We start from the raw sequence: 13,838 nt of genomic DNA, 5'->3' as shown, positions 1-13,838 counted from the left end.
ATGCCCACATGTCTGATTTGAAAACCGCCGCTCTCGAATACCATGCCCAGCCCCGTCCAGGGAAACTGAGTGTCGAGCTCACCAAACCTACCGCTACAGCCCGCGATCTAGCGCTGGCTTACAGCCCGGGTGTAGCCGAACCAGTACGCGAAATCGCCCGCGACCCTGAACTTGCCTACAAATACACTGGCAAAGGCAACCTGGTAGCCGTGATTTCCGATGGCACCGCTATTCTGGGCTTGGGTAACCTCGGCCCATTGGCCTCCAAGCCTGTTATGGAAGGCAAAGGCGTGTTGTTCAAGCGCTTTGCCGGTATCGATGTATTCGATATCGAAGTTGACTCCGAGAGCCCACAGGCTTTCATCGACACCGTAAAACGCATCTCCATCACCTTCGGCGGCATCAACCTCGAAGACATCAAGGCACCTGAGTGCTTTGAGATCGAACGTGCTCTGATCGAGCAGTGCGATATTCCTGTATTCCACGATGACCAGCACGGCACCGCTATCGTGACCGCGGCCGGCATGATCAACGCCCTGGAAATCGCTGGCAAGACCCTGTCTGACGCCAAGATCGTTTGCCTGGGCGCCGGTGCAGCAGCCATCTCCTGCATGAAGTTGCTGGTGAGCATGGGTGCAACCATCGAAAACATCTACATGATCGACCGCACCGGCGTGATCCACTCCGGCCGTGACGATCTGAACCAGTACAAGGCGGTATTCGCCCACGCAACCGAGAAGCGCACCCTGGCTGACGCCATGAACGGCGCAGACGTGTTCGTTGGCCTGTCGGGTCCGAACCTGCTGAGCGCTGAAGACTTGCTGCGCATGGCACCTAACCCGATCGTGTTCGCGTGCTCGAACCCTGATCCGGAAATCTCGCCGGAACTGGCTCACGCCACCCGTGACGACGTGATCATGGCCACCGGTCGTTCGGACTACCCGAACCAGGTCAACAACGTACTGGGCTTCCCGTTCATCTTCCGTGGTGCTCTGGACGTTCGCGCCAAGCGCATCAACGAAGAAATGAAAATCGCAGCGGCCAATGCGCTTCGTGAACTGGCCAAACTGCCAGTGCCACAAGAAGTGTGTGACGCCTACGGCGGCATCAAGCTGGAATTCGGTCGTGAATACATCATCCCGAAACCAATGGACGTGCGCCTGATCACCCTGATCTCCGACGCAGTTGCCAAAGCGGCTATCGAGACCGGTGTTGCAACCCTGCCATACCCGAAGAACTACCCGCTCAAAAGCGTTGATGACGTCTTCAACGGCTAAACCCGTGTAGCGTGTCAACTCAAGCCCCGGCGCTGCAAAGCGTCGGGGCTTTTTAGTTTTTGCAGGGCTGGATCATTTATCAACTCGTAGGAAGACGGGATTATTCCACATAAAAAATAGGATCTTTCTTACATAAAGTCCCGCGATCATCCGTTAGCGTCACTCCTTTATTTTAAGGGTGCTTTTTTCTGAAGTTTGCCCTCTGTGCCTATAGGAATCACGGATGTTCACGCCCTCACGTCAGAAGCGTAATAGCAGGACCAGTTTTCAATTGATTGACGAGCGAGGCGCAGGTGAGCCCTATGCAGGGTTGGTCTATGAGCTCGTAGACAGGGAAGGAAAGAAGCACAGCGGCCATCTGGATGCCACTGGAGGCGGTGAGGTTGGCAATCATCTTGTAGAGCCAGTTGCCATCACGTTCAGGCAGTTATATAGCGGTCGCAATGATGTGTATTCGCGGCTAATCCATCGCAAGCATTACCCCCTCAAGATTACCGAGCTTCAGGTCAGGGCCGAGCACACCCGATACCTCAATAAAAGCGGCGCCCGCACGCAGCATAAACCGCTACCTATCGATGCCTGTACCGATTACTTCCAGGTTGAGGTCCGACACCTTGTCGAGCATGTTTCGCACTTGCCGCCTATGGTCGATTGTCACCACCCCCTTGAACGCGGCCCACTTGGGGTATCCCTGGCGGTCGGTCGTCATGCCTTGCTGGAAGTTCGGCCCTTGCGAGCCTTGTGCCCGTTGCTGTCTACCGATTCGCAGTTTTGCGCGCTGAATCTTTACCAGTTGGCATTGATGGCCACGTTGAGCAATTGTCCTTTCGAGCACGCCACAGGCAAGTCGCGAGTGACCACGCCCTGTGCGGAGTTGAGCATGGGGGACTGGCAGGTCAGCCCGGAGCAAGCCAAGTCCTATTACCCGCTGTATGAAGAGGTGGCGTACTCCAGACGACTGGAAATTGTTCCTTTTGACCCTGTGCTGTATCCGGTCAATAACCCTCTTGGTGGGGCGGATCAGCAGACTCCGGCCAGTGTGCATTTTCGCGGTGATATTCGTTTTGGATCAAAAGGTACAAGTGCACAAACCTTTGTGACCCATAACGACAAAGTCATTTTGATTGCTGTTCGAGGCACCTGCTCCTGGTCCGACCTCTTGCAGGATGCCGATGCCCCTCAAGTGCCGTTTGAAGAAGGCGAGGGAAAGGTGCATGGCGGTTTTTACGAAGCTGCACGGCAGGCGTTTGAGCTTGTTGATGCTTATCTGGATAAATTCCATGCCGGGCAAAAAGTACTGGTCTGCGGTCACAGCCAGGGAGGGGCAATTGGTTTGATCCTTGCGCAGATGCTGCGTTTGCGCCGGGCTTGCGACGTACGGCTCTACACCTATGGAGCCCCTCGTGCAGCAGATGGGGCCTTCGTCAATGCAGCCAGTGGGCTGGTGCATCAGCGCATGGTCAACCATCACGACTCGATCCCCAGTGTCCCTGGAAGCTGGATGAACAGCCCGTTATCGGCTTATCGCGCAGGTTCGGTGCTCAGCTTTACGAATGTGCCTGCAGGTTTTGGGGTGTTTGTGGCAGGCCTGAGCCAATTGCTTGGGGAGCCTTATCAGCATCACGGAACCTTGCGTCACTTCATGCCGGTGGAGTTTGGTCAGGGGCAGGTGTCGCATGTGATGTGGGGGCCGTTGAGCGATACCGTCACCCAGCATGCTGTGAGTCACGCGATGCTTGAGCAAAAAATCGGCGTGCCAGAATCCGATGGGCTGCTCAAGCAACGGGTCGACGTTGGCCAGCAGTTCATGGTCGACAGTTACATTCCGAGCAGTTGGGCGGTTCTGCGTCGAAGCCAGCAAGCGCTGAATGCCCATTGCTCGCTGGTGACGGAGCGTGAAGTACTGTTTGTGGATCAGGCACTTGAACACGTCGCCCAACAACTGCGGGCTCACTACCGTGAGGTAATGACGCGGGCCGACGGTGTATTTGAACAGCAGGTACGAGTCATGAATCTGTTGATGCGCGAGATGGGCAACGTCCAGAAAACCCGCGAGGGGCTATACCAATTGAGGTTCAGGGTGCCCAGTCGCAGAGATGTATATGGAGGGTTCGCGCAGCACTGCGATGTCCTGACCGAAAGCCTGGCGCGCTGGGAGGCACACGCCGAAAGTACCCGTATCGATCAGCTGGCCATGGCGCCGGTAGCTGAGATGCTCGACGGGACTGGTTCCTTGAAGTACATGCTCGCTTGAGCAAACTACAAGTTACACGTGAACAACCGCTCTTCACCTGCAACTTGTAGCTAAGCGCTCGCTGCTCTCTTCGTCAGAAGAGATCTATTGGAGCCCCATCATCTGCCGGCAGCGGGCTGCCAGGCGCTACGCTGTTGCCCAGTTCGCTGTTGGTCGGCGGCGTATCTTCGCTCTTGAACAGCTCAAAGTAGGCGCCTGGCGTTCCAGGGGAAGCGATACGGCCACTTAACGGGTCAATACGCAAGCTGAGGATGCCTTCGGGTTCAGGCAACGTATGAGCCGGCTTGCCCTTGAGCGCGCCACCCATGTAGGTCATCCAGATCGGCAGGGCTACGGTGCCACCATATTCCCGACGGCCGAGGCTTTCAGGTTGGTCAAAGCCGGTCCATACGGTAGTCACGTAATCGGCGTTGTAGCCTGAGAACCATGCATCCTTGGACTCGTTGGTCGTACCGGTTTTACCCGCCAGGTCGGTGCGTCCCAGCGCCAGGGCGCGGCGACCAGTACCGAGCTTGATCACGTCCTGCAGCATGCTGGTGAGAATGTAAGTGGTGCGGCCGTCAACAATGCGTTCGGCCACCGCTTGCGTCTCGACGGTAGGCAGGCCGGGTGCTGCATTGATGGTGTCGATGGTCAGCGCTGCAGCTTCTGGCGGCACATCCTTGCCTGCGGCTTTGGGCACGCTTGGCGGGTTGGCCACGAACAGGGTCTCGGCGTTGCGGCTTTCGATCTTGTCGATCAGATACGGCGTGATTTTGTAACCACCGTTGGCGAACGTGCTCCAGCCGGTAGCGATCTCCATAGGCGTCAGGGTTGCAGTTCCCAAGGCCAGCGACAGGTTGCGCGGCAGGTCCTGCTTGTTGAAGCCAAACTTGCTGATGTAGTCGACGGTGCGGTCGACACCCAGGCTTTGCAGCAAGCGGATCGAGACCAGGTTGCGAGATTTGTACAGGGCCTCTCGCACGCGAATCGGGCCGAGGAAGGTGTTGGTGTCGTTCTTTGGACGCCAGACCTTGTCCAGGTACTCGTCGACAAACACGATCGGTGCATCGTTCACCAGAGTGGCGGCGGTGTAGCCGTTATCCAGCGCGGCGCTGTAAATGAAAGGCTTGAAGCTTGAGCCTGGCTGGCGTTTGGCTTGCATCGCACGGTTGTAGTTGCTCTGCTCGAAGGCAAAGCCTCCCACCAGTGAGCGGATAGCGCCGTTGTTCGGGTCCAGGGATACCAGCGCACCTTGTACGGTGGGCACCTGGCTGAACTTGTAGCTGCCATCGGTCTGCGGCTGCACGCGAATCAGGTCGCCGACCTGAGCGACATCCGAAGGCTGCTTGGGCATTGGGCCCATGCTGTTGGTATTGAGGAACTTGCGTGCCCATTTCATGGTGTTCCAGGAAACGTGAACTTCGCCGGTGCGGGTCAGCACTTGCAGGCCGTCCTTGTCGACCTGGGTCACGATTGCAGGCTCCAGGCCGCTGATTGCCCGTTGCTTGGCCAGCTCTTGAGTCCAGACGGCCAGGGTCTTGCCCGGCAGGCGCGACTCGGGGCCTCGATAGCCGTGGCGCTGGTCATAGGCAATCAGACCTTCGTGAACTGCAGTGTTGGCGAGCTCCTGAAGGTCGCTTGGCACCGTTGTTGTGACGCGAAAACCTTCGGTGTAAGCCTCGCTACCATAGCGTCCGACCATTTCGGCCCGGGCCATTTCAGCGATGTAAGGCGCGCTCACTTCCGGGGTTGGCACGTGGTAGCTGGCGTTTACGGGCTCTGCGACAGCAGCTTCGTAGCTGGCCTGATCAATCTTGCCCAGCTTGTACATGCGGCCCAGGATCCAGTCGCGGCGCTCTTTGCTGCGTACCGAATTGGCCAGTGGATTAAAGCGCGAAGGGGCCTTGGGCAGGCCGGCAATCATGGCCATCTGCGCCAGGCTCAGGTCGCGGATCGACTTGCCGTAGTAAACCTGCGCAGCGGCTTCGATGCCGTAAGCGCGGTTGCCCAGGTAAATCTTGTTCACATACAGCTCAAGGATTTCGTCCTTGGTCAGTTCGCGTTCGATTTCCAGTGCCAGCAGGATCTCGTTGGTTTTGCGCGAAAAGCTGCGCTCGCTGGACAGGAAATAGTTCTTCGCCACCTGCATGGTGATGGTGCTGCCACCTGATTGTATGTGTCCGCTTTTTACCAGTTGGGTAGCGGCACGCATCAGGCTACTGGGATCAACCCCGTAATGATTGGCGAAGTTGTCATCTTCTGCAGAGAGCAGGGCATTGATGAAATTGGGGGGAATGTCGGCGAACTTGATTGGAGAGCGGCGCATTTCGCCAAACTCTGCGATCAACTTTCCGTCGCTGGTGTAGACCCGCAAAGGAATCTGCAACTGGATGCTTCTCAACGACTCTACGGACGGCAAGCCAGGACTAAGATAGAGAAACGCGCCGCTCAACACGAGCAACAGCCCGCAGAACACAGCAACGAAAGACCACCCGAAAAACTTCAGCAGACGAATCAAGGCTTTTGGATTTCCAGATTAAGAAATGGGTTTGCACGTCAGGGTAGTGCGCAGCTGCGCCGGGTCGACGATACGGAAAAAAACGCACGGCATTATAAGCATTTTTCGCTCATGGGCGTCATGAGCCGCATGTCAGAACAGGTTTTGAACGGATCTCATTTTTTACCCTCCGTAAGTTACGGATTGCATTAGGGAAAACAAAAGTGCCCGGATTTCTTCCCAGAACACGCCATCGCTGTCTCGGCGTTGATATCAGCCAGCAAGCAATCAAAATCGTCGAACTGAGCCGCTCCCAGGGCCGGCTCAAGCTCCAGGGTTATGCCATAGAACCGCTGCCAGCCGGGCTTACGGAACTTCAGACCGGCGCCGAGTCCAAAAGTGTCGTTCGAGTGCTCCTCGGGGCGCTGGAAAAAGCTGCCGCTGTGACCCGTGATGCGATTGTCGGGATGCCTGATGGGCAAGTCATCTGCAAAACCCTGGAGATCGAGGCGGGTTTGAATGAAGTCGAGCTTGAACTTCATGTACGACTGGAAACGGAGCCATACATTCCTTATGCGCTGGATGACGTGGCGCTTGATTTCGAGGTTGAAGACGTTTCATCGACCCATCCCGGACGGGTCCGCGTGCAGATGGCGGCGTGCCGCCAAGAGGCTCTTGAGTGGCATCGTTCGGTCTTGACCGGCGCAGGCCTGACCCCTCGGGTGGTTGCTGTCCAGGCCCATGCCCTGGCGTGCGGGGTTGAGGCAATGACAGCGGGCATGGCGCTGCAAGGTGCAGTGGCAGTACTCGACCTTGCAACCCATGCAGCGCTGTTGAGCGTTGTGTACCAAGGGCAGGTTGTTTACTACCGCGAGTTGCTCCCTGAGCACGGAGACACAGAGGCGCACGGATTCGAAAGCAGGGTGTCCGGGCATCTGGAGCGCGGGCTGGAGCTGTTTTTTCAGTCCGGCGTTGAAGGCACGATCGACATGATCATATTGGCTGGCAAGGCGGCAGCGACTCCGGGGCTGAGTCAGTGGGTTGAAGCCCGGCTCGGAAGGCCTGTACGCGCCGCCAATCCCTTTATGGGCATGAACGTTGAGCCTGGGCTCGCACCTGAAGCCTTGCTCTGCGATGCTCCTGTGTTGTTGACTGCCTGCGGTCTGGCCTTGAGGGGGTTTGATTGATGGCGAGAATCAATTTGTTGCCCTGGCGCGCGTTGTTGCGTGAAAAGCGGCGCAAGCGGTTTTTGATGGTGCTGGCAGTCCTGTCGGTGGGAACAGTGGCCGGATTGTTTGCTGCTGACCAGTTTATCGACAACCTGGTAGAGCAGCAGCTGGAGCGCAATGACTTGATCCGCAGTGCCACGTTCCAGCTGGACGGCCGTGCGGAGCAAATCGATCAGTTGAAAGTACGCCGCGAGCAATTGCTTGAGCGTATGCAAACAATCGGGGCGCTGCAGAGCAGCCGATCGAGCAGCGGGATTATTCTGGAGCAATTGGCGCGCAGCTTGCCCGAAGGCGTGCACTTCACTGACGTGAAAATGACCGAGGGCACAATAGTCATCACGGGGGTTGCCCAGTCCAATACCCTCGTCGCGCAATTGATGCGCAATCTGGATGCTTCACACTGGCTGGAAACGCCCGAGCTCAATGACGTCAAGGCCGATCCTGCCCATGCCGGCGGGCCAGAGCGTCAGTTTCAACTGACGGTGCGCGAGGCCCGGCATACACCCGCTGCGGGGGCGTTGTGATGGCCGCGCAGTGGCTACACAGCCTGCGCAGCTTTGACCTTCGGGAGCTGGACCTCGGGCATCCGGGAGTCTGGTCGCCAAAACGCAAAAACCTCGTCGCGCTGGCGTGGTTGGGCATGATCCTGACGCTGGGGTATCCGTTGCTGTTGCAGCCCTCGCTTGCCCGGTTGCAATTGCAGCATGAAGCTCAAGCCAGACTAAAGACCGAATTTGAATCCAGGGTTGCCCAGGTTGCGAACCTGGATGCCTACTTGAAGCAAATGCAAGGGCTGGAAGCCGCCTTTGGCGTATTGCTCGAACAACTCCCTGCCCAGGCGCAAGTGCCCGGTTTGCTGGATGAGATTTCGCGACTGAGTCACCTCAACGGCCTGGTGGTCGAGCATATTGAGTGGTTGCCCGAAGTCCTTCAGCCGTTCTATGCCGAACTGCCCCTGCAGATGACTCTCGCCGGTGGGTACCACGAGTTGGGGCTCTTCGTCAGCGCCATGGCGAGCCTGCCACGCATAGTCACCCTTCATGATTTCGCACTTGCTCCGCTCAACAGCTCAGGTAGCGGCCAGTTACGCATGACGCTGCTGGCCAGGGCCTACCGCACCCACGATCAAGGACTGATCCCATGAGCGTCTGTTTTCGACTGTTTGGCGCTGGATTGCTGGCGACCCTGGCGGGGTGCGATGGCCCGCAGGGTACCGTTGATCTGCAAAGGTATTTGCAGACCGCTCAGGTGCACCCGGGTGAGGCCATTGAGCCTCTTCCGGAAATCAATGCAGCGCACGTGTTCACCTATGACGCGTTGACGCTGCGCAATCCTTTTCAGGCCGTGCCCAGGGGCGGGGCTGGCAATTGGCAGGTCAGCCTCGTCGGTGACGAGCTTGACGGTGACCGGGCACGTCAGTTTCTGGAAGGCTTCGATCTTGAGCAATTCGAGATGGTCGGGACGCTGTCCAATGATCTGGAAACCAACGCATTGCTACGGGTTAACGGTGTCATCCACCGTTTGAAAGTAGGTGATTACCTGGGGCGCAACAATGGCCAGATTGCTTCGGTGGACGTGACCCAGGTTGAAGTGTTTGAAGTGATTTCCGATGGTCGGGGCGGCTGGTTGGAAAGGTCCCTGACGATCCCTTTAAAGCAACACTCTTAACGGATAAATACCATGAAAAGGATTTTACCGGTCTGCGTACTGGCGCTATGGAGTGCGCTGAATTCGCAGTCAACGCTGGCGGCTGCCCAGGCCACAGTCATCCCCTCTTCGTATGTCGGCGAAACAATGTCCCTGAACTTTCAGGAGGTCGAAGTGCGCGCAGTGCTTCAGCTACTGGCAGATTTCACGGGGTTCAATGTGGTGGTCAGCGACGCCGTACAGGGCAGCATTACCCTGAACCTGCAGGACGTACCGTGGGATCAGGCGCTGGATCTGGTGCTTAAAAGCAAGGGTCTGGGCAAGCGCCTTGAGGGTAATGTGCTGTTGATCGCGCCCTCTGAAGACATCGCGGCTCGCGAGCGTCATGAACTTGAGGCCCGCAATCAACTGGCCCGCCTTGCGCCTTTGCGCAGAGAGCTGGTGCAGGTCAATTACGCCAAGGCTGCAGATATTGCCAAATTGTTCCAGTCTGTGACCGGTGCTCAGCCCGACGTTGACGGGCAGGGCACAATCGCCGTGGATGAGCGCACCAATAACATAATTGCCTTTGAGTCTGGTGAGCGGCTGGAGGAGTTGCGCCGCCTCGTGGCTCAGCTGGATGTGCCGGTACGTCAGGTGATGATCGAAGCCCGAATTGTTGAGGCGGGTGTGGACTATGAGAAAAGCCTGGGGGTTCGTTGGGGTGGCACCCTGCGCAACGAAGGCCACTGGAGTGCGGGCGGTATTACCCGCGCGCCTGCATCAGGGGCAGTGCCCGGCGATCTGAGCGCGCCCTTTGTGGATCTGGGCGTTTCGGGTAATACCTCAGGGCTGGGCATCGCCTTTATCACCAACAATGTGTTGTTGGACCTGGAGCTGGCAGCCATGGAAAAAACCGGCAACGGTGAAATCATCTCTCAGCCCAAAGTAGTTACCTCCGACAAGGAAACCGCCAAAATCCTCAAGGGCACTGAAATTCCCTATCAAGAGTCCAGCTCAAGCGGTGCCACATCGGTATCGTTCAAGGAGGCCTCGTTGTCCCTGGAGGTGACACCGCAAATAACCCCTGACAACAGCGTCATCATGGAGGTCGTCGTAACCAAGGACGAGCCCGATTACATGAACCGGGTCCATGATGTGCCGCCAATCAAGAAGAATGAGGTCCGGGCCAAGGTGCTGGTCAAGGACGGTGAAACCATCGTGATTGGGGGAGTGTTCTCAAATACTCAGAGCAAAGTAGTAGATAAAGTGCCATTTTTAGGAGATCTGCCGTATGTTGGCCGACTTTTCCGTAGAGACGTTGTCCTGGAAAAAAAATCCGAACTGCTGGTGTTCCTGACTCCGCGTATCATGAACAACCAGGCGATTGCTGTGAGTCATTGATTCTGTGAGAAATTTGATTCTTGTTGGGCCAATGGGGGCTGGAAAAAGCACCATCGGACGTTTGCTGGCCAAAGAGTTGCACCTGCCGTTCAAAGATTCCGATAAGGAAATTGAAGTGCGCACGGGTGCCAATATCCCGTGGATCTTCGACAAAGAAGGTGAGCCCGGCTTTCGTGACCGTGAAACGGCCATGATTGTCGAACTGTGTCATGAAAATGGCATCGTGCTGGCGACCGGTGGTGGTGCCGTCATGCGTGCGGAAAACCGCCAGGCGTTGCGCAATGGCGGACGAGTGGTTTACTTGCATGCTTCCATCGAGCAGCAGGTTGCGCGTACCTCACGTGACCGCAATCGGCCTTTGCTACGCAACGCAAACCCGGAAAAAATCCTGCGCGACTTGCTGGCCATTCGCGATCCCCTCTATCGGGAAATCGCTGATCTGGTGGTCGAAACCGATGAGCGACCGCCTCGCATGGTGGTTCTGGATATTCTCGAGCGACTGGCGCAGCTTGCTCCTCGGTAAGACCGCTGTGCTGGACCATTAAAGTGCGGTACGAAATGCGCTATCCTCGGCGCCAGCAAAGGCTATCGGGTCGTGTCAGAAAAGAGGCGACCATCACTTGATAATTGCGAAGCAGGTCGCCGGTGACCTGTTTCAACGCGGGGATTCATGCAGACACTGAAGGTTGATCTAGGCGAGCGTAGCTACCCGATTCATATTGGCGAAGGTTTGTTGGATCAGCCGCAGTTGCTGGCCCCCCATATCGCGGGTCGCCAAGTGGCCATTGTGACCAATGCAACGGTCGCACCCCTCTATCTTGAGCGCCTGACGCGCAGCCTCGCGCAGTACTCGGTAGTGCCGATTGTCCTGCCCGATGGCGAATCATTCAAAAACTGGGAAACCCTGCAGCTGATTTTCAGCGGCCTGCTCACGGCTCGCCACGATCGGCGCACCACGGTGATTGCCTTGGGCGGCGGCGTGGTGGGTGACATGGCGGGTTTTGCCGCTGCCTGTTACCAGCGCGGTGTTGATTTCATCCAGGTGCCGACCACCTTGCTGTCTCAGGTCGATTCGTCGGTGGGCGGCAAAACCGGGATCAACCACCCGCTGGGCAAGAACATGATCGGTGCTTTTTATCAGCCCAACCTGGTACTGATCGACACCCAGACCCTCAACACTCTCCCGGCCCGCGAATTGTCTGCAGGGCTGGCAGAAGTCATCAAGTACGGCCTGATTTGCGATGAGCCGTTCCTGACCTGGCTTGAGGACAACATGGACGCGTTGCGTGCGCTGGATCAGGTCGCCCTGACCGCTGCGATCCAGCGTTCGTGCGCCGCCAAGGCTGAAGTGGTGGGTGCCGATGAACGCGAAACGGGGGTACGTGCCACCCTCAACCTCGGTCACACCTTTGGCCATGCCATCGAAACCCATATGGGCTACGGCGTATGGTTACATGGTGAAGCGGTAGCCGCTGGCACCGTAATGGCTCTGGAAATGTCCGCCCGCCTGGGCTGGATCAGCCATGCAGAGCGTGATCGCGGCATTCGAATTTTTCAGCGCGCCGGTTTGCCAGTAGTGCCGCCCGGCGAAATGACGCCAGCCGACTTCATGCAGCACATGGCGGTTGACAAGAAAGTGATCGACGGCCGCATGCGGCTGGTGCTGTTGCGTCGTCTGGGCGAAGCCACGGTGACTGACGATTATCCACACGAGGTTCTCCAAGCCACGCTGGGTGCGGATTACCGCGCGCTGGCTCAGCTTAAAGGTTAATAAGATCCCGATGACTAGTTTGCATGCCGACGAGGCGTTCCTCGGTCACTTCCAGCTCAACCACGACCCTTTTGCGCCACGGGTGCCGGGCTTCAAGTTTTTCCCTGCCCAGCGCAAGCCGGTGCTGGGGCAGTTGCATCACCTTGCCCGCTACAGCCAGTTGTTGCTGGTGGTTACCGGGCCTGAGGGCAGCGGTAAAACCTTGCTGCGCCAGGCGCTGGTCGCGAGCACCAACAAACAGTCTGTGCAGAGTGTTGTGGTTTCTGCGCGGGGTGCTGGCGATGCGGCTGGCATTCTGCACCAGGTGGCACAGACCCTGAATGTTGCACGCCCCGATGTCGGCTCCATTCTGGCCCAAGTCGTGCAATTGGCACTGACCGGACAAGAAGTCTACTTGTTGGTCGATGACGCCGAGCAGCTGGACGAGTCGGCACTGGAAGCATTGCTGGCGCTGGCTGCGGGAGCGCCGGAAGGCCGTCCGCATGTGTTCCTGTTCGGTGAGCCGTCGATGATTGCCGGGCTGGAGCAGTTGAGCCCGGATGAAGAACGTTTTCATGTCATCGAATTGCAGCCGTATACCCTCGATGAAACCCGTGAGTATCTGGCTCAGCGCCTCGAAGGTGCTGGGGCAGGAATCGAACTCTTTAGCGCTCAGCAGATCTCAGATATACACGAGAGCTCCGAAGGCTGGCCTGGCACTATCAACCAGGTCGCCCGCGATGCAATGATCGAAGCCATGATTGCCAGCCGCTCAGCGGTCAAGCGTCCAAGTATGGGGTTCAAGATGCCGAAGAAACACGTATTGGCCATTGGTGCAGTAGTGGTAGTGGCTGTCGCTGCTGCTGTATTGATTCCTGGCCGTGGCAAGGCGCCAGTCGCGCCGGGTGCCGAACAGACACAACTGGGGCAGGCCGCTCCAAATGGCGGCGCCAAGCCGTCTGTTGATTTCGCTGGCTCTTCGCAGCCGATGCCATTGCCGCTGGTGGGGCAATCCCAACCGGTGATGCGTGGTCCGTTGGCCGAAGCGGCCGGTGATATGCCTGAGGGTGACGATGGCGGTGTGCCTGCGGTCGACGGCGGTGTAGCTTCGCCGCCAACCGTCACCACCACGGCGCCACCGGTTGGCGTGCCATCGGGCCCTGCGCCAGTGGCGACCCCGGCGCCAACCGTGGCTACGGCCAAGCCAGCGCCTGCCCCTGTCGCCAAGCCTGCTCCGGCCCCAGCCCCGGCAGCCAAGCCGGTGGTCAAGCCAGTCGAGAAGCCGGTCGTTGTTGCCAAGGCCGCACCGGGCGGCAGCTGGTACTCCAGCCAGCCTGCCAACAACTATGTGGTGCAGATCGTCGGCACCAGCTCTGAAGCGTCTGCGCAAAATGTCGCTAAAGAACTGGGCGGCGATGCTCGCTATTTCAAGAAGTCCTTGAACGGCAAGCCGCTGTACGTCGTCACCTACGGCAATTTCCCAAGCCATGCCGCAGCCACCGCGGCAATCAAGAACTTGCCAGCGAAGACACAGGCTGGTAAACCTTGGCCTCGCACTGTCGCCAGCGTCCAAAAAGAGCTGGCTACAGCTCGCTGATGATCCGGCGACCTTACCCAGGTCGCCGTTCTAGCACATCAAATTCCTGCTTGTGCATACGGGCTTATCAAGCCGTGTGCCTTGTGGTGTCTGCGCCGCGCAGCAGTCGACATCAAAAATGTTTTGACTAGCACGAGCAATCGCTTTAAACCTTTCATAAATGCGACACGAACTTACGGTTAATCGCCGTTAAATTTGTGGGCCTATGTGACGGTGTGTAGA

At 57.7% G+C, this 13,838-nt stretch carries 10 protein-coding genes and 1 pseudogene; 10 read left to right on the top strand and 1 reads right to left on the bottom strand.

The window, feature by feature from the left end; all coding sequences use genetic code 11:
- Positions 1-8 precede the first annotated feature (8 nt).
- Positions 9-1,277 (top strand): malic enzyme-like NAD(P)-binding protein, encoded by a 1,269-nt coding sequence (locus KO536_RS14410; RefSeq protein WP_019825268.1) that lies wholly within the window; start codon positions 9-11, stop codon positions 1,275-1,277.
- Between the two features lie 223 nt (positions 1,278-1,500).
- Positions 1,501-3,531: a lipase family protein gene (locus KO536_RS14405; RefSeq protein ID WP_257622926.1), complete on the top strand. Its 2,031-nt coding sequence runs from the start codon at positions 1,501-1,503 to the stop codon at positions 3,529-3,531.
- A gap of 73 nt (positions 3,532-3,604) precedes the next feature.
- On the opposite strand, the gene KO536_RS14400 is transcribed toward KO536_RS14405, so the two are convergent.
- The gene (locus tag KO536_RS14400; RefSeq protein ID WP_374105707.1) at positions 3,605-6,028 is read right to left on the bottom strand and encodes a penicillin-binding protein 1A; all 2,424 of its coding nucleotides are present in this window, start codon (positions 6,026-6,028) and stop codon (positions 3,605-3,607) included.
- Between the two features lie 206 nt (positions 6,029-6,234).
- On the opposite strand from KO536_RS14400, the gene pilM reads away from it, so the two are divergent.
- From pilM to KO536_RS14360, 8 genes and pseudogenes are all read left to right on the top strand, one after another.
- Positions 6,235-7,197, top strand: a complete 963-nt coding sequence (gene pilM, locus KO536_RS14395; protein WP_219262186.1) for a type IV pilus assembly protein PilM — start codon at positions 6,235-6,237, stop codon at positions 7,195-7,197.
- Positions 7,197-7,763 carry a PilN domain-containing protein gene (locus KO536_RS14390; protein ID WP_133076755.1) on the top strand — a complete coding sequence of 189 codons (567 nt, stop codon included), beginning with the start codon at positions 7,197-7,199 and terminating at the stop codon, positions 7,761-7,763. Before pilM ends, KO536_RS14390 begins: the two co-directional genes overlap by 1 nt.
- Positions 7,763-8,383, top strand: a complete 621-nt coding sequence (locus KO536_RS14385; RefSeq protein ID WP_219262185.1) for a type 4a pilus biogenesis protein PilO — start codon at positions 7,763-7,765, stop codon at positions 8,381-8,383. Before KO536_RS14390 ends, KO536_RS14385 begins: the two co-directional genes overlap by 1 nt.
- Entirely contained in the window at positions 8,380-8,907 is a 528-nt protein-coding gene (locus tag KO536_RS14380; RefSeq protein ID WP_219262184.1) for a pilus assembly protein PilP, read from the top strand. The genes KO536_RS14385 and KO536_RS14380 overlap by 4 nt, the downstream gene beginning before the upstream one ends.
- Positions 8,908-9,015: 108 nt before the next feature.
- Positions 9,016-10,269: pseudogene (locus KO536_RS14375) on the top strand (type IV pilus secretin PilQ); the annotation flags it as partial.
- 4 nt (positions 10,270-10,273) lie between these two features.
- Complete coding sequence (gene aroK, locus KO536_RS14370) at positions 10,274-10,792, top strand: shikimate kinase AroK (protein WP_133076751.1); 519 nt, start codon at positions 10,274-10,276, stop codon at positions 10,790-10,792.
- 147 nt (positions 10,793-10,939) lie between these two features.
- Complete coding sequence (aroB, locus tag KO536_RS14365) at positions 10,940-12,040, top strand: 3-dehydroquinate synthase (RefSeq protein WP_133076750.1); 1,101 nt, start codon at positions 10,940-10,942, stop codon at positions 12,038-12,040.
- Positions 12,041-12,050: 10 nt separating this feature from the next.
- A complete protein-coding gene (locus tag KO536_RS14360) occupies positions 12,051-13,616 on the top strand; it encodes an AAA family ATPase (protein WP_219262182.1) in 1,566 nt (521 codons plus the stop codon).
- The last annotated feature ends 222 nt before the right edge of the window (positions 13,617-13,838 follow it).

The organism is Pseudomonas sp. NKUCC02_KPG (assembly GCF_019345465.1).
In the GTDB taxonomy this organism is placed as follows: domain Bacteria; phylum Pseudomonadota; class Gammaproteobacteria; order Pseudomonadales; family Pseudomonadaceae; genus Aquipseudomonas.
Note: the sequence above shows the minus strand (reverse complement) of the source record. Positions and strands in the feature narration are given on the sequence as shown.